General features: G+C 41.5%; 10 protein-coding genes. All 10 read left to right on the top strand.

The genetic code is table 11. From position 1 onward, the window contains the following. The first annotated feature begins 565 nt into the window (after positions 1-565). The 10 genes from BM090_RS04615 to BM090_RS04570 all read left to right on the top strand — a co-directional run bounded on the left by BM090_RS04615 (position 566) and on the right by BM090_RS04570 (position 17,978). On the top strand, positions 566-2,455 hold the full coding sequence (locus tag BM090_RS04615; RefSeq protein WP_091508275.1) for a tail fiber domain-containing protein: 1,890 nt from the start codon (positions 566-568) through the stop codon (positions 2,453-2,455). Between the two features lie 335 nt (positions 2,456-2,790). Next, positions 2,791-4,491, top strand: a complete 1,701-nt coding sequence (locus tag BM090_RS04610) for a tail fiber domain-containing protein (protein WP_091508272.1) — start codon at positions 2,791-2,793, stop codon at positions 4,489-4,491. 4 nt (positions 4,492-4,495) lie between these two features. Next, entirely contained in the window at positions 4,496-5,899 is a 1,404-nt protein-coding gene (locus BM090_RS04605; protein ID WP_091508269.1) for a T9SS type A sorting domain-containing protein, read from the top strand. A gap of 181 nt (positions 5,900-6,080) precedes the next feature. Then, positions 6,081-7,145 (top strand): prephenate dehydratase, encoded by a 1,065-nt coding sequence (gene pheA, locus BM090_RS04600; protein WP_091508265.1) that lies wholly within the window; start codon positions 6,081-6,083, stop codon positions 7,143-7,145. Positions 7,146-7,331: 186 nt separating this feature from the next. Continuing rightward, the gene (locus BM090_RS04595; RefSeq protein WP_091508262.1) at positions 7,332-10,193 is read left to right on the top strand and encodes a TonB-dependent receptor; all 2,862 of its coding nucleotides are present in this window, start codon (positions 7,332-7,334) and stop codon (positions 10,191-10,193) included. Between the two features lie 89 nt (positions 10,194-10,282). Beyond that, positions 10,283-13,159, top strand: a complete 2,877-nt coding sequence (locus BM090_RS04590; RefSeq protein ID WP_091508258.1) for a sensor histidine kinase — start codon at positions 10,283-10,285, stop codon at positions 13,157-13,159. 101 nt (positions 13,160-13,260) lie between these two features. After that, a complete protein-coding gene (locus tag BM090_RS04585; RefSeq protein WP_091508255.1) occupies positions 13,261-14,004 on the top strand; it encodes a LytR/AlgR family response regulator transcription factor in 744 nt (247 codons plus the stop codon). 101 nt (positions 14,005-14,105) lie between these two features. Next, positions 14,106-15,785, top strand: a complete 1,680-nt coding sequence (locus BM090_RS04580) for a LamG-like jellyroll fold domain-containing protein (RefSeq protein WP_091508253.1) — start codon at positions 14,106-14,108, stop codon at positions 15,783-15,785. A 209-nt stretch (positions 15,786-15,994) separates the two neighbouring features. Beyond that, the gene (locus BM090_RS04575) at positions 15,995-16,843 is read left to right on the top strand and encodes an aldo/keto reductase (protein WP_091509472.1); all 849 of its coding nucleotides are present in this window, start codon (positions 15,995-15,997) and stop codon (positions 16,841-16,843) included. A 4-nt stretch (positions 16,844-16,847) separates the two neighbouring features. Beyond that, complete coding sequence (locus tag BM090_RS04570) at positions 16,848-17,978, top strand: aldo/keto reductase (protein ID WP_091508249.1); 1,131 nt, start codon at positions 16,848-16,850, stop codon at positions 17,976-17,978. Positions 17,979-18,004: the final 26 nt, after the last annotated feature.

Raw genomic sequence — 18,004 nt, 5'->3', positions numbered from 1 at the left:
TTTCAGTCTAAATTAAAGCCTCAAATTTAATTATTATTACATACACTAAGCCTTATCCGCACTATTTTTATTAACGCCGTGGCCACATAGCCACTTTACTACGAGTTACACTTCCCAAAATCAACTACTTATTTCTTTTCATCAGAAAGGGATTTTCGTAAATAAAACGCTTATTACTATTATATATCACACTTAAATTAATTCAATTTTTTGTTATTCGTCCCAAAATTCGGGCATTTCGTCCCTTTTATTTTTATTAAATAGCTATTTTAAATAAATTTGCATTTGCCTTGTAAGGTATTTTTTGCCTAAATTTTTTATTGTTTAGAGCGTATTATTATCATATAGTTTCCAGTTTAAGCATATTGATATATTTGCTTTTAGGGGTGTTTCTCTCTTTTACTCAACAACAGCCCAAATACTCCAATTATTCAACATTAAAACGTTGTTTTTTATACTAATTATCAACATGCAATTAGTGTGAAAAAGTATCATTTCTGCTTTTATTATTTCCTAATCATACAACTATTCAAACCCTTATTTTGCAATTTATTGCATCATTACTATGCTAAAAAAATACTTATTCATTGCTTTGGTAGGCGCAAGCAATATGGCTTTGGCGCAAGGTGTAGCTGTAAACACAGACAATACAGCCCCCGACAATTCGGCCATGTTGGACGTAAAATCTACCACCAAAGGCTTACTTACTCCGCGCATGACAGCAGCGCAACGTGCGGCCATTAGCAGCCCTGCTACAGGTCTATTGGTTTACCAAACTGACGGAACAACAGGTTTTTATCATTATAATGGCTCGGCATGGATTTATTTGCTCAATGGCAATACAGGTTGGGGCGTTACAGGCAACGGCAGCACTTCGGCCAGTAGTAATTTTATTGGCACAACAGATGCCACAGACTTTGTGGCACGCACTAACAATACAGAACGTTTTCGCATTGCCAGTGCTGGCAATGTGGGAATTGGTGGTGTACCAAGCCCTCTGGGGGCTTTGCACGTGTCTGGGCCAGTGGGTGCAAATTCATGGACATACATCGGTGGTAACCTGAATGGTACAGCCAATCCATCAACAAGCATGAACTACGGGTTAATGTATGGTTGGAACGCTTCAGGAGGACTTGGTGAGTCTGATCTTGTTTGGGGTACAGGCTTAGGTGCGGCACCTTCATTAAATTTTACTACTTGGAACGGCACAACTAAAACCAGAAGAGTGACCATCACAAGCGCAGGCAATGTAGGTATTGGCACTACCTCGCCCAGTAGTTTAGTACACGCCCTGACAAGTAGTACATCACCTACCATTTTGGTCGAAAATACGCTTGCCACAAGCTATGCCATGATTGGCTACAAAGGCACTGGCCGCGAATACAGAGTAGGTACGGGTAACGCAAGTGAAAGTACTTATGGGGTAAATGATAAATTTTTTGTATTTGATTATAGTGCCAATGCCATGCGTATGGCCATTGACGCATCTGGAAATATGGGCATCGGGACAACTTCTCCGACAAGCCGCCTACATGTCCTAAACGGTATGATTACGACCGAAAACACGACAGCGACAAGCTATGCCATGGTAAGTTATAAAGGCAGTGGCAGAGAATATAGAGTGGGAACTGGCGGCGCAAGCGAGTCAGGATATGGCGTAGCCAATACTTTTTTTGTGTTTGATGTAAATGCCAATTCCATGCGTATGGCCATCGACGCGTCGGGGAACATGGGTGTCGGCACGACTTCGCCCAGCGAAAAAATAGATGTGCCTTCTGGCAAAATCAATGTAGGCCAATTAACAGGTTATCAAACTAAAATTGGAGCTGGTTTTATTGATTTTTACGATGTTACGGGAGCAACTAAAACTTCTAATATTGCTCAAAACAATTCCAGCGGCGATTTGTATATCAACAATTTAACCGCCAGTAACAACACTATTATTAACTACAATAACGGCGGTTTCCTTGGTATCGGTACAAACGCGCCAACTGTAAAACTTCAGGTTTACAACGGCTCTACAACAGGCAAATATACGACTACAGGTTGGACGCACAGCTCTGACGCACGCCTAAAAACTAACGTAATGCCTGTAACACAAGCCCTTGCGCTTGTATCACAACTTAACGGCGTATATTACAACTGGAAGCAAACACCTAATGCCAACCGTCAAATTGGTTTCTTGGCGCAAGACGTTCGTAAAATCGTACCGGAGGTGGTAGAAGGCAAAGAAGGTGACATCGAAAAAGGCGAAACACTTTCGATGGCTTATCAAAATCTTGTGCCTGTATTGGTAAATGCCATCAAAGAGCAACAAGCCCAAATCGAGGCGTTGAAAACAGAAAATGCGTCTCTAAAAATCCAAAACAGTTCGGTAGAAGCAAAGCTAAATAACATGGAAGCGAGCATTCAAGAACTGAAAAGTTTACTTCTGTTAGAAGCGAAACAGAAGTAACAAATGCTCCATTATCGAAACACTTCCTTACAGACTATTCTTCATTTTTAAGAAATTATGATAGGAAGTGTTTCGGTGATATAATACTTCTGAAATAACGCATCTTTTAAGTGTTGTTTTAGTTCAATTTTGGATGATTTTTGTTTGATTTTGCTATTCGTCCCAGAATTCGGGCGTTTCGTCCCTTTGTTTTTAAATAGAAAAATCTTCTACATAGGTTTGTACTAATGAATAATGAAATGGTGCTTTTTAAGTCAATAAAACATTATTCTTTTCATTAGATAACTTCAATACTTCACAAACCTAATAATGCAATTATTTGCATCTCAATTTTTATGTTTAAAAAATACTTATTCTTCGCTTTCATTGGTATCAGCAACGTAGCTTTAGCGCAAGGCGTAGCCGTCAATACAGACAACTCCACTCCAGACAATTCTGCCATGTTGGACGTAAAATCCACTACCAAAGGCCTACTTACTCCGCGCATGACCGTCGCCCAACGTGTTGCCATCAGCAGCCCCGCCACGGGCTTGTTGGTGTACCAAACAGATGGAACAACAGGCTTTTATCATTACAACGGCTCGGCTTGGACCTATTTGCTCAATGCCAATACAGGTTGGAGTACGTTAGGCAATGCGGGAACTTTTGTTGGTTCTAATTTTATCGGAACGACAGATAACAATGATTTTGTAACACGTACTAATAACACAGAAAGAATGCGTGTAACCGCTGACGGCAATGTGGGTATTGGCACACTCCCCTTAGGAGGCTTGCATGTATATGGCGGATTGGGTGCAAACTCATGGACGTATTTGGGTGGTAACCTTAATGGTTCTGCTCCGAACCCATCGGCAGGCGTAAAATCTGGGCTAATGTATGGCTGGAATGCCTCTGGTGGTTCTGGCGAATCTGACCTTGTTTGGGGTACAGGCTTAGGGGTATCACCTTCCTTATTTTTTACAACTTGGGACGGCACAACCAAAACCAGAAGAATGATTATCACCAGCTCAGGTAATGTAGGCATTGGCACTTCTTCCCCCGCCCAAAAATTAGATGTATGGGGAAATTTATGTTTTGCAGGGGCTTTGATGCCCAGCAATGTTGCAGGTACAGCAGGACAAGTGCTTACTTCGGCAGGAGCAGGAATTGCTCCGACTTGGACAAGTATTAATAACGGCCTTACGCTAACCAGTGGGGTCATGCAATTGGGAGGGACTTTAACCAAAGCAACCACTATTTCAACGAATAGTTTTACACTTAATGTAGCAGGTTCAAGTCTTACTACCACCATTGCAAGTACAGGTTATGTAGGTATTGGGGCAACCCCTAATGCGCCATTAGAATTTGGAACTACCGTTGCAAACCGCAAGATAGTTTTGTACGGAACTTCCAACAACGACCACCAATTTTATGGAATGGGCGTAAACGCATCTACTTACCGTTTTCAAGTGGATGCCACAAGCTCCGATTTTGTTTACTATGCGGGAACAACCAGTACTACTTCTAATGAATTAATGCGCATTAAAGGAAATGGGAATGTAGGCATTGGTACTAATGCCCCAACTGCCAAACTTTCGGTGAATGGCACAGCCAACAATGCTACAGGAAACTGGACCGTGTTCTCGGATGCACGCGTAAAAACAGTAACAGGCCAGTTCACGGATGGTTTGGATGTGGTAAAACAAATTAATCCTATTACCTTCCAATACAATGAAAATGCGCCGTTCCCTGTGAAAGACGAGCAAATTGGTATCATTGCCCAAGAATTAGAAAAAATTGCGCCTTACATGGTCTGCAAACAAAAAAATGACAAAATCAAGGATTTGCGCGAGGTAAACCCACAAGCCTACACTTTCCTTTTGATTAATGCCATTAAAGAACAACAAGCCCAAATCGAGGCTTTAGAAGCTGCTAACGCTGGACTAAAATCAGAAAATGCAGGTTTTAAAACTAAACTTTCTGAAATAGACACGCTGAAAGCAGAAATGAAGCAAATAAAAGATTTGCTCAATATCGAAGCATCTAACAAAAAGTAACAACATGAAAAAAGCTTTTTTACTACTAATCACAACCATAACATCGCAATGCGTTTGGGCGCAAGGCATTGTACTCAACAGTGGCGCAACCATCAACGTTACCAGTGGTACAAATTTGCGTGTTGTTAATTCATTTCTTGCCAACAAAGCAGGCGGCAGCATCAACAACGACGGTACGATTTACTTAGACAGTACATATCAGCAAAGCGGCGCAACTTATACGGGTGGTGCGGCCAGTTGGTTGTGGTTTGAAGGAACTTCTAATCAAAGTATTATTGCTACTTCCGCGCCGACCATCGCGCGTCTGAAAGTAGATAATGCCGCTGGCGTTACGCTTACACAAGACCTCAACATCTCTGATGTGCTGATGCTCACCCAAGGTACGCTTGACCTGAACAGCCATAACGTTGATTTGGGAGCAACTGGCGTACTTTTGGAAGGTCGCGCCGCCAACAGAACCGTAGTGGATAATACTTCTGGCCTGAGCCAAAGCAACAAAGGTGGTTACATTCGTGCCAGCAGCCGCAGTACAAACAGCACACTGACGGAAGTAGCAGGCATGGGTATTCACTTGGCCGATGCGGGTACGGTGAGCATAGACCGTTACCATTATCAGGGTACAAGTGTCGGTAGTGGCGGTATCAAAAAAGTATATGAGGTATCGGGTACGCCTACCAATGCACAAATGCGTATTGAGTTCAGTGCCAATGAATTGGGTACAATGGCTAATACAAATGCCTTGCAACTATACCATTTCAACGGCTCTACTTGGGACAAACATACTAGCACTTGGAACAACGCGTTGCCTTCTTTCGTGGACGGCACGGGTATCAACTCGTTTTCGCCTTGGACGGTGGGCGAAGAACCTCCACTACCGATTCAACTACTTCGTTTTGAAGGAAATAGAAAAAATCCTGAAATCGTAACACTGAACTGGAAAACTGCTTCCGAAATTAATAACAATGGTTTTGAAGTAGAAATGTCGGCAGATAATCAACGATTTGAGAAAGTAACTTTTGTGAAAGGAGCAGGAAACAGCAACAAATCCATTGATTACCAAACCAACGTACCGCAAGCTGATGCCGCTTATTTTCGCCTAAAACAAATAGATGCGGACGGAAAATTTAGCTATTCGCATAGCGTATTTGTAGGCACAGAACGCCAAACGCTCGCCGCTTCTATTTATCCTAACCCCAACAAAGGAAACTTTACGCTGTTGTGTAATGGTTTAGACCAAAGTACGGGAAGCTATGAAATTAGCAATGCTTTAGGGCAAATGGTGGCCAGCGGTGTAGTTCGGGCAAGTTCCGAAAATCTGATATTGAACAATCTGCCTGCGGGAATGTATTTTGTAAAAATAGCCGTAGGTGAGACAATAACATTACAAAAAATGGAAATAACGAAGTAAATGTCTTGCTCGTAAAAATAGAGAAGCTCCAGCAAATTTCAAGAGAAATAAGTTGGGGCTTCTCTATTTTCGTGGGTGAATGAGATAGAGCGTTATAAAAAAGCAGAAAGCTCTTTGTTTGTTTGCTCAACAATTTTTACTTTGTAAGCATTGTTAAATTGTTTTCTTAAATCCCCGCATTATGTCTTTAGAACTTTTGCGCCAACAAATAGACGAATTAGACGAGCAAATCATTGGTTTGCTTAACCGCCGTATGGAGGTGGTCAAACAAATTGGGCAGTTCAAACGCGACCAAAAAACTGTCGTATATCGTCCTGAACGTGAGAAGTTTATCATAGAACGCCTCGACAAACTTAGCTCTACGGGCTTGCTGAACAGAGCCGCCATAGAAGCCATTTACTTAGAAATTTTTGCGGTAAGTAGGCACTTGGAACTCAGCGAAAAAATCGCGTATCTGGGGCCTGAAGGTAGTTTTTGTCATCAAGCCGCCGAAAGCCGTTTTGGGGCGATAAGCACGTATTTCCCGTTGCCAAATATTAGTTCGGTGTTTGAGGCGGTAACCACCGAACGCGTGCGGTTTGGGGTTGTGCCTATCGAAAACAACCAAGAAGGAACGGTGCAAGAATCCATTGACAGACTGCTGGAAGGTGGCGTGCAAATTGTGGCGGAACTGGCCTTGCCAATTCATTTTTCGTTTGCCAGCCAACAAGAAGATATGCGCAAAATCAAGCGTATTTATTCCAAAGATATAGCCTTCGGCCAGTGTCGCAAATTCTTGAATGATTATGCCAAAGACATTGAACGTAAGGAAGTTGCTTCTACATCGCTTGCCGCAAAACTCGCTTCCGAAGACCCTGAAGGCGCAGCACTTTGCGCAGAAGTAGCCGCCAAACTTTATAATTTGCCTGTGCTTTTCTCGAACGTACAAGACAGCAGCAATAACCGCACGCGCTTCTTGATTTTGAGCAAAACATTTAGTAACCAACCAAGCGGCCAAGACAAAAGTAGTTTTGTGGCGCAGCTTTCCAACGAACCGGGTAGCCTTGCCAACTTGCTCAACGAGTTTAATTCGGCACACATTAACCTAAATCGTGTGGAAAGTCGTCCCGCGCGCGAAGGCAATGCTTTCAATTACAAATTTTTGATAGAATGCGACGGTCACGTAAGCAACGAACCGCTAAAAAGTATTGTTGAAAATAGCCAAAACGCGCTCAAGTGGATTGGTAGCTATGTTAAAGAGTGTTAATATTTGTTAAAAAACATTAAGATAGAACTTTTATATTCTAAATTTTAGTTGGATATACTGAACTTTGTGCAAAGTATTAGCTTAAGATAGGCTGGTGCTTTGCACATTTCTTTTTCTAAACAAATTCTAATATAGTTATTGCAACAGTATTTTACTAAAAACGTCTTTCAACCGTTGGTTAATCCCATGAAACAAATTTTTGCAATTGCGTGTACTGCATTCTTGCTGTTTGCCAGTACGTTAGCACGAGCACAACAGCAGCGTCCGAGCATTGTGGGGCGCGTAATTTCGGCCTCTGATACTTCGCCACTGATTGGTGCAACGATTATTCTCCAAAATGTAGCCGATTCGAGCAAACAAGGCCAAGCCGCCGACGAAAACGGACGTTTTAGGTTTATGAATGTGGCCAACGGAGAGTATTTACTCAAAATCTCTTACATTGGTTATCAGAATTTTAGCAAACGAATTTCTTATACAGGCGAAATGTTACGCTTAGGAAAATTGGAGCTGAAAGAAGGCCGCGAGCTACAAACCGTAGTCGTTTCGAAGAAGCTGCCACCAGCAACCCAAAAAGGCGATACCACAGAAATGAGCGCGTCGAGTGTGAAGACCCACAAAGACGCTAATGCGGAAGATTTGGTAACTAAAATGCCCGGTGTGATGATGCAAAATGGCACATTGCAAGCACAAGGCGAAAACGTAAAAGAAGTGTTAGTGGATGGCAAGCCGTTTTTTAGCAGCGACCCGACGACGGTTTTGCGCAATTTGCCTGCCGAGATGATAGACAAAGTACAAGTGTTTGACAAGCAAAGCGAACAATCACAATTTTCGGGTTTTAATGATGGCAACACGTCCAAAACGATCAATATCGTAACGCGTCCCGATATGCGCAATGCTGTTTTTGGGAAAGCGTTTGCGGGCTATGGCGACCAAGACCGATTCAGTGCGGGAGGCAACGTAAATATTTTTAATGGCGATCGCCGCATTAGTATTTTGGGTTTGGCTAATAATATCAATGAACAAAATTTTGCAATAGAAGACATCGTGGGAGCTACGAGCAGCGGCTCAAGCGGTGGCGGTGGTATGGGGCGCATGATGCCGCCTCCTGGTGGAATGCGTGGCGGTGGCCGTCCTGGTGGCGGAGGTGGTGGCTCTGACATCAGCGACTTTTTGGTAAATCAAAGTAGCGGTATTACCAAATCTTTTGCTGTGGGGATAAATTATGCCGACAAATGGAGCAAAAACACCGATGTTACGGCCAGTTATTTTATTAACTCAAGCCAAAACAATGCCCTAAGCACAACTTCGCGCCAGTATGTGAGCAACTCAACTATAGGGCAATTTTATTCGCAAAATAGCTCGTCGTACAGCAAAAATTTGAACCACAAGTTCAATATGCGCATCGACCACAAAATAGATTCGTCTAACTCAATTATGATTCGCCCGAAACTTACGCTACAAACCAGCGACGGCAACAGTAATTTGTACGGACAAACGAGTTTGGAAAATAATTTGCTCAACAATACGCGCAACGACGTAAAAACCAACATGGAAGGTTTGAGTTTCTCAAATGAATTACTTTTCAGACATAAATTTGCCAAAGTTGGCCGTACTTACTCTGTTGGTTGGAACACAGGCTACACCGACAACACAGGCAAAAGTTATTTGTACACGGGAAGTAATTATTACGAAACAGATACTATTAGTTCGGAAGTGAATCAGTTTAGCGACATACAACAAACGGGCTGGACGAACACGGGTACGGTTTCTTATACCGAGCCACTTTCTACCAAAAGTTTCTTGCAGGCAACGGGCACGGTGTCGTACAAACCCAACAATTCGGACAAAAAAACTTGGCAATACGACAACGCGCAGTCGGCGTACAGCACTTTTGATACAACGCTTTCCAGCAAATTTGAAAGCTATTATTTGACACGTGGAGGCGGTTTGGATTATCGTTTCCAAACGCAAAAAGTGGAATTTAATGCAGGTGCACAGTACCAACGTGCCACGCTGCACAGCGACCAAACTTTCCCATCGGAATATAAAATCAATCGTGAGTTTGAAAATATTTTGCCAACGGCGATGCTGAAATACAATTTCTCGAAACGCAAAAATATTCGTATTAACTACCGTACTTCGACTAACTCGCCAAGTATCAGTCAGTTACAAGAAGTAGTGAACAATAGCAACGCTTTGCAGTTGAGCACGGGTAACGCGCAGTTGCGCCAGACGTACCAACAAAATCTTTTTGGGCGTTTCATGTCGTCGAGTGTGGAACACAGCAACACGATGTTCTTGATGTTTGGTAGTTCGTTTGTGAAAGACTATATCGGTAACAGCACGATTATTGCCAGCAAAGATACGTTGATAGATAATTCTATTTCTTTGAAAAACGGTTCGCAGCTCACGCGCCCTGTCAATTTGAAAGGTTACTACGATATGCGTAGCTTTTTCATGTACGGCGTGCCTGTGTCGGCTATCAAATCTAACGTAAATCTTACAGCTTCGTTTAGCTATACGCATACGCCTGGTAGCATCAATGGCCGTACGAATTATGCCAAATCGCCGAGTTTTGGCTTGGGCGTGATGATAAGCAGCAACGTGAGCGAAAAAGTAGATTTCTCGCTTTCCTCGCAAACCAACCGCGTGGAAGTAACCAATACGTTGCAAAAGCAATCGAACTCGAAATATTGGAATCAGAGTAGCAGAGGCCGCGCCACGATTACGTTCCCGTTCGGGTTAGTGTTACAGACGGATTTGCAACACCAATATTATTCGGGTTTGAGTTCGGGTTACAACCAAAATTATTTGCTTTGGAATGCGTATATAGCTAAAAAATTCCTCCGCAATCAGGCTGGCGAGCTAAAACTTTCGGCTTTCGATTTGCTCAAGCAGAACAACAGCGTACAGCGTAACATTACAGAGACGTATTATGAAGACGTGCAAACCACTGTGTTACAGCGTTATTTTATGCTTACGTTTACTTACAAAATTAAAGGTGTGATTCGCAAACCTGTTCCAGCAGGTGCCAGCAAACAAGGTTAAGACTTATGTTTTGAGAGTAAAGAAAAGGCCGTACTTGATGCAAGTGCGGCCTTTTTGTTATATTTTCGGAAAAACAGAAGCCAATAAACATGATGTTAAGGAAATATTTGGGGGAAATAAAACGACACAAACACTTGTATTTGTGGCTGTTGTGTTGGCTGTGGCCGCTGGTGAGTTTGGCGCAAGACCCCGTACATTTTACTTATGATGACGAAACCGACTTGCCGTCCAATGAAGTGTACAGCATAGCCCAAGATCCGCGCGGATTCATCTGGATTGGTTGCGACGCTGGCCTGTACAAATTTGACGGCGTGCGTTACATCGGCTACAAATGCGTGACGCAAAAGTCTAAATCTGTAACGGGACTCACGTTTTCCACGTCGGGGAAGCTGTATTGCCACAATTTCCAATCACAAATTTTTGTGCTGGACAACGACACGTTGCGCGAGTTGATGCACGGCTATGCCAAAATTCCAAACATTGCTTGCGACAAAACAGGCAACTTGTGGGTAAATGACCAAATCGGGCTGGCTGTGTATAACGAAGCACAAAAACAATGGAAAAATTATGAAAATATCGGGGTCAATAGTGTTTTTACGGACAAAGAGTTCACCAAATCCATCAAAATAACCGCCGCCAATGAGAAGTATTTTTTGGGAACGGCTGGCGTTGGGGTTATCAGAGAAAATAAACTGCGTTTTATTAAAAGTGAAGTGCTTGAAAAAGAAGGAATTGGGAGTTTTTTGGTAGAAGTAATTGATAAGAAAATATACCTTTTGTCAATCAAAAATAATAAAATGTACGTGTATGATGGTGAAGGTTTTAAAGAATTTAAGAACGAGAAATTTAGAAATGCTGTAGGTCTAAAAAAAGTAACGAATATTAAGGCTCTTCCCGACGGAAACTTATGGATATGTACTTATAACGGCATTATTTGTTATAACCAACGTACCGATAATGTATCGTTGTATTATCCTAATTTTGCTTTTTCAGATTGCCTCATAGACCGAGAAGGAAATTACTGGTTTACTACGCTACAATCTGGCCTTATTCGAGTACCTAATTTTAAGTATTTAGTTTGGAATAAGTTAGAAAATAATAAAATAATTAAAATAGAAACCGATACAAATCATGTCTATTTTACGACGATAAACGGAAATATCGGGCAAATAAATACCCAAACTAATCAATTAAATACTTTTTATACAGGCCGAAATGAAGATATTCAATCTCTGAATTATATCACAGAAGATAAATGTCTGTACTTTTTTACAAATAATACCTTGTACGGCTTAAAAAACAACAAAATAACGGTTGTTTTGGAAAAAACGCCACCGATAAAATACGTCCAGAAAATAAATAATATATACCTTGTTTGTACGTCGTTTGGGGCGTTTTTTTATGATTTTCTGGCAAAGAAAAAACTAAGTATGATTACGCCGCATTGGTCGCGAGAAATGGCTTATGACTCCGTCAATAAAACCGTTTGGCTGGCAACTAACCAGGGTTTGTTTGGGCTTCGGTGGCAAAATGATACTTGGCAAATGTGCGATTCGTTGCTGGTACAAAAGCAAATTGTTTCGGTGAGTTTTTCGCAAGAAACTGGTCAATTGTTTGTCTTGGCTTTCGATGGAAAAATATATCAGCTTACGGATTTGCGGCAATTAGAACTTGTTGGCAGCCTTCCGAGCAACGCACAACCATATCGTATTCAGGCACATAAACAAAAATTATACATCACCACCAACAAAGGCCTGTGGACGTTGGATATGGCACAAAGGCAGCTCAAAGCCATTGATTTGCATGAAGGTTTGGCTTCCGACAACGTGCAAGACCTCGTCATTTTGGGCAAAAATGCGTGGTTAGCTACGGGAAAAGGTTTGCAAAAAATTCTGCTAACCGAACACCAAACCATTGCCAAAGCCAAGATTTATTTGAAAAATAAAGATTTTAATTATTCTGGTATTCAATTGCAATACGGACAAGGACTTGTTTTGCAACCCGAAGCAAGTCATTATTATAGCAATGGTAAATTTGAATATGCGTATCGTATTCGAAATGCAAATGCAGAATGGAATAAATTGCCTGCGTCTGTGAGCGAAATTAATATACAAAATATTCCGATAGGAAATTTTGAAATAGAATTAAAAGCCATTGATTATTGGGGGAAGGATTCGGAAAATATAATCACAATTTCGGGGTATGTTCATCCACCATTTTGGAAAACGTGGCAATTTATGGTTTTTGTGCTGTTGTGTTTTTTACTTTTGGTGTATTGGATTTTCAGAAGGCAACTAGCCAAACGCCAAAAAGAATTAAAACAACAAAACGAGTTGAATATCTCGAAACTCACGGCCATACAGTCGCAAATGAATCCGCATTTTATTTTTAATTCACTTAATTCTATTCAAGATTTGGTGCTGAAAGGCGATGTAGAAAACTCATATTCTTATCTGACTACTTTTTCTAATTTGGTACGAAAAACTTTGCAATTTTCGGATAAAGATTTTATTGATTTTGAGCAAGAAATAAAACTCTTGGAAATTTATTTATCACTGGAAAAATTGCGATTCAAAAAAGATTTTAATTATAGCATCGACACGCATGAAATAGAAGATATTCTCATTCCGCCGCTATTGGTTCAACCCTTTATCGAAAACGCGCTGATACACGGACTTTTGCACAAAACAGGCGCAAAAACATTGAAAATACGCTTTAGTTTGGCCGAAAATTTGGTTTGTGTAATAGAAGACAACGGCATCGGGCGCGAAAATGCCAAAGCGATTCGGGCACGCCAACGCGCCGAACACGAATCTTTTTCGGGGAAAGCCATCGGCAAACGGTTCGAGATATTGAGCGAGTTGTTTGCCGAAGATTTGGGCTACGAATACGAGGATTTGATGGAAAACGGCCAGCCTGTCGGCACGCGCGTTGTGCTACGGATTCCGTTCAGACACAAATTTTAGTTGTTGCCAAACAATTTGGGCTGTTAGTGAAAAACGCTTAGGCCAATGCCACAAAAAAAATATGTTTGTGGTCTGAATCAGAATTTATTTTTAAGAGAAATATGCAGAAAATCAGGGCTTTGTTGGTGGATGATGAAGAAAGTGCGCGCGATGTGCTGGGCAATTTGCTATTGCGTTTTTGTCCGCAAGTGGAGCTACTGGCCAAGTGCGAAAACTTGCCCGAAGCCGTCGCTCGCATCGAAGAATTGCAACCGCAGTTAGTATTTTTGGATATAGAAATGCCCAATTATGCGGGCTTTGAAATCGTTAATTTTTTCCCCGAAATCAATTTTAAAATCATTTTCGTAACCGCTTACGACAAATACGCCATCAGAGCATTTGAAGTGGCGGCGATGGATTATTTGCTAAAGCCAATTGATATTGAGCGACTTAAATTGTCCGTAGAACGTGCCCGCAAAGAACTGGACATAGAACAACAGGCGCAACGGCTGCCGCTGCTGGGGCAAACTCTCGAAAGCCAACAGATAAAAAATATTGTGATAAGCGACCGTTCGCAGCAATATATTATTGGCGTGGACGAAGTGATTGCCATTGAGGCGCAAGAGTCGTATTGCACCATTCACACCCAAGCCAAAAACTATGTGGTAAGCCGCAATCTCAAGCATTTTGAAACGATGTTGGCCAGTTTGCCGCAGTTTATCCGCACGCACAAATCTTGGTTGGTGAATAAGAAACAGTTACAGTCTTATTCCAAATCTGAGATGCTGATTACGTTGCGAAATGGCCTTGTGGTCAAACTTTCCAAGTACAAAAAAGCGGAATTTGAGGAGGCGATTTTGAAGTAATGGGCTGTTGCTGAAACAAATTGTCCGTTGCTGAAACAAATGCGTTGCGGCTGGACAGCAAGCTATAATTTTGGGTGTAATTACTAAAAAATATAAATTTTATGAAAAAAATCTACACCCTTATTACAGCTTTACTGACAGGATTCGGGGCATTTGCTCAAATCCCCACGAACGGACTTGTCGCTAAATATTCATTCAACGATAGCACCAACCTTGTTACCGACAACCACACAGGCACGTATCCGCTAACAGGTAGCACTACCGTAACTTCGTCTGCCGATGGTTTTACAAATTCACCGTCCAATAAAAGTGCAGAATTTACAGGAGCTACGACATCTGCACTCAGTGTTAATAATGCGGCTTTTCGTACACCATGTTTCACGATTTCTGCGTGGTTTAAAGTATCTGCTTTTCAGTCTTATAATACTATTGTTTCCACTCGGTATAATCCAACAGGACCTTACTACAATTCTTTCAATTTACATACAGGGAATAGTACTGCAGCAGGGAAAAAATTGAGATTAACTTACAGACCGATAGGTACTAACGAAAAGACAATAACTGGTACTACTGTCTTAGAAGAAGGGGTTTGGTATCATGCTGTGGCCGTTTATGACTCACTTTATGGTAGGGCACAAATCTTTTTGAATGGCTCTTTAGAAGCAAGTTATACTTATGCTTTTGGGAATGGAATTGCTTACATAACTGACCAAGACAGACCTTTTGTAATAGGTAATGTAAATCCTGCTGCTAATGGTAACGGATTTATGGGAAAAATAGACGAAGTATTGTTCTATAACCGCGGACTTTCAGATTTAGAGGTACTTAACCTTTGGCATTCTTATTCTTCCCCTGGTATGCCGACCACTGGTTTAGTGGCTAAATATTCTTTTATCGGTCTTAATGGGATTAAAATAGATAACTCAGGTAATCTGAATAATGTCCTTACCAATGGAGGTACGGTGTCATCAGGCAATGGTTATCAAAATTTGGCGAACTCATCAGCTACATTTGCTGGCGACGGAAATTCAATACTTTCGTCTGAGAGTTATGCATTTCGTACTACATCGGTGAGTATGGCAACTTGGATTAAACCTATGAACTTTAATCCCAATAACACGATTGCTGCCATTCGTTATAATGCTTCGGGAGCTCCGTATAATTCCATTAATTTATCTACAGGTACGAATGTTAGCAAAAAAGTAAGTTTTACTTATTATACGGCAGGTAGCACAAGCGAAAAAAACATTCAAGGTACAACTGTGTTGCAGACTGGCACTTGGTACCACGTGGCTGCTACTTATGATGAGACGACAGGTATAGCTAAGTTATATGTGAATGGTAATTTGGAAGCCACTTCCACCACTGGAAGCCCTGGTGCTATTCTTTATAACGATAAGCCTTTTGTAATGGGCAATATCCCTAATGTCAATAATCATGGTTTGGTAGGAATGATAGATGAGTTTCTATACTACAGCCGTGCGCTTTCGGCGAATGAAATTTGCGGAATTTATAGTGGTGCCTCTTGTACTCCAACGGCCACAGCCGCCGCACACACTGCCCCGCGCCTTGAAGTTTATCCGAATCCAGCCCAAAACGTGCTGAACGTGAAAAATGTGGCCAAAGGCGCAACGTTGCAAATTTTGGACATGACGGGCAAAGTATTGCAAAGCAGTTTTGCCACCAACCTCAACACGTCGGCTTTGGCTGATGGTTTGTATTTGCTGCGCGTAATTTCTGCCGAAGGCACCCAAACACAGAAGTTTATGATTACAAGATAGTTTGGAAATTTAGGTTAGTTTTTGCCCTCTTGTTTCTGATATTGAATCGGAAGCAAGAGTTTTTTTTGGGGGAATTGCTGGATATTTCTACAATGAAGGCCAAACAATGCACGCCACAAATTTTGGATACAATAATCTCTCTTTTGGATACATTGAACAATAGGATTCTTTGGACATTTGCATTAGAAATTTATAAAATAAAAATACCAATGCAAACAGTAAAATTGAGTAATGGCGTAGAAATGCCAATATTAGGTTTCGGTGTATTCCAAATTCCTGAAGACCAGAGCGAAAAGGCCGTACTTGATGCAATTCAGACGGGTTATAGACTTATAGATACCGCTTCGGCTTATGCCAATGAAAGGGCAGTAGGCAATGCGATTAGAAAAAGTATCGTGCCCAGAGAAGAGCTTTTTATAACTACAAAACTTTGGGTGCAAGATATGGGCTACGAAAAGGCTAAAGCAGCATTCCAGAAATCTTTGGACAAACTACAATTAGAGTATTTGGATTTGTACCTGATTCATCAACCTTTTGGTGATGTGTTTGGTGCTTGGCGAGCAATGCAGGAGTTGTATCAGGAAGGAAAAATTAGAGCGATTGGAGTAGCTAATTTTCAGCCAGACAGAATGATGGATTTGATTAGTAATAGTGGTTTTACGCCAGCTATTAACCAAATTGAGACACACCCGTTTCATCAACAGATTGATAGTCAGCGGTTTTTAGAAGCAAATTCAGTTCAAATCCAATCGTGGGGGCCATTTGCAGAAGGCAAAAACAATATTTTCGAAAATGAAATATTAGCGGCCATCGGCAAAATTCACCAAAAAACGGTAGCACAAGTCATACTTCGTTGGCTCACACAAAGAGGAGTGGTAGTTATTCCCAAATCGGTGCGTAAAGAGAGAATGGTTGAAAATTTTGATATTTTCGATTTTGAACTTTCGGCAGACCAGATGCAAACAATACAGACGTTGGACACCAATGCCAGTTTATTTTTTGACCACAGAAACCCTGATATAGTCAAATGGATTAGCGGCATGAAACTAAGCGATTAACAATATGAACAGAAGAGATATTTTAAAAACAGCAGGATTGGGCTTTGCTGGCACTGCGTTAGCTCCCTTTGATTCTTTTGCGCACAAGGAAAATGACAATCTGACGAATGTAAACGCTTTATTGTCAGGTAAAAGAAAATTGGGCAGCTTGGTTGTTTCAAGTGTTGGTTTGGGAGTGCAAAACATGACCCGAACCTATCAGACGACTGTTCCGAATAGAAGCGAGATGCACAATATTATTCGAACGGCTTTTGATAATGGTGTTACGTTTTTTGATGCGGCGGAAGCATATGGCCCATTGGAAGTAGAACGAATTTTGGGAGAGGGTGTAAAATCTTTTCGTAACAAGGTCGTAATTGCTACTAAATTTGGGTGGAATATTGACATCGAAACGGGAAAGCGGCTGCCGGGATTGAATAGCAAGCCCGAACACATCAAAAAAGTGGTAGATGCTATGCTGAAAAGACTTCAAACAGACAGAATTGATTTGTTGTATCAGCATCGTGTAGATCCAGAAGTGCCTATTGAAGATGTCGCGGGTGTTATGCAGGAGTTAATGAAACAGGGGAAATTGCTACATTATGGCCTTTCAGAACCAGGCGTACAAACGGTCAGAAGGGCGCACGCCGTCCAACCAATTACCGCAATCCAAAACGAATATTCGATGCTGTGGCGTGGCTCAGAAAGTAAAATAATTCCACTTTGTGAAGAGTTGGGTATTGGTTTTGTTTCGTGGAGTCCGCTTGGCGTGGGATTTCTTACGGGAGCTATCGACGAAAATACACGATTTGCACAAGGCGATATTCGTGGTACAGAAACTCGTTTTGCTCCTGATAATCTTCCAAATAATCTGAAGTTGGTGGAACTTTTGAAAAAATGGGGCAAGGCCAAAGAGGCAACTCCAGCCCAAGTGGCATTGGCTTGGCAACATGCCCAAAAAACATTTATTGTACCTATTCCTGGCACTACTCAAATGGCGCACATGATGGAAAATGTTGGTGCAGAGCGTGTTAAATTTACAGCCAGCGAGTTGCAAGAGTTTAACCAGCAGTTAAATCAAATTGAAATAGTGGGCAAGCGTCTGCCCGACATGGTGCAGGCTTTTTCGGACGTGGAAGCTCCTGCCAAAAAATAACTAAATTTATAAGCCAAAATGTAACA

The organism is Flexibacter flexilis DSM 6793 (assembly GCF_900112255.1).
GTDB classification, from domain to species: domain Bacteria; phylum Bacteroidota; class Bacteroidia; order Cytophagales; family Flexibacteraceae; genus Flexibacter; species Flexibacter flexilis.
Note: the sequence above shows the minus strand (reverse complement) of the source record. Positions and strands in the feature narration are given on the sequence as shown.

Bases quoted from the DNA above. Each gene is read 5' to 3' on its own strand.
- BM090_RS04615 (WP_091508275.1), top strand. From the start codon at position 566: ATGCTAAAAAAATACTTATTCATTGCTTTGGTAGGCGCAAGCAATATG.
- BM090_RS04610 (WP_091508272.1), top strand. From the start codon at position 2,791: ATGTTTAAAAAATACTTATTCTTCGCTTTCATTGGTATCAGCAACGTA.
- BM090_RS04605 (WP_091508269.1), top strand. From the start codon at position 4,496: ATGAAAAAAGCTTTTTTACTACTAATCACAACCATAACATCGCAATGC.
- pheA (WP_091508265.1), top strand. From the start codon at position 6,081: ATGTCTTTAGAACTTTTGCGCCAACAAATAGACGAATTAGACGAGCAA.
- BM090_RS04595 (WP_091508262.1), top strand. From the start codon at position 7,332: ATGAAACAAATTTTTGCAATTGCGTGTACTGCATTCTTGCTGTTTGCC.
- BM090_RS04590 (WP_091508258.1), top strand. From the start codon at position 10,283: ATGATGTTAAGGAAATATTTGGGGGAAATAAAACGACACAAACACTTG.
- BM090_RS04585 (WP_091508255.1), top strand. From the start codon at position 13,261: ATGCAGAAAATCAGGGCTTTGTTGGTGGATGATGAAGAAAGTGCGCGC.
- BM090_RS04580 (WP_091508253.1), top strand. From the start codon at position 14,106: ATGAAAAAAATCTACACCCTTATTACAGCTTTACTGACAGGATTCGGG.
- BM090_RS04575 (WP_091509472.1), top strand. From the start codon at position 15,995: ATGCAAACAGTAAAATTGAGTAATGGCGTAGAAATGCCAATATTAGGT.
- BM090_RS04570 (WP_091508249.1), top strand. From the start codon at position 16,848: ATGAACAGAAGAGATATTTTAAAAACAGCAGGATTGGGCTTTGCTGGC.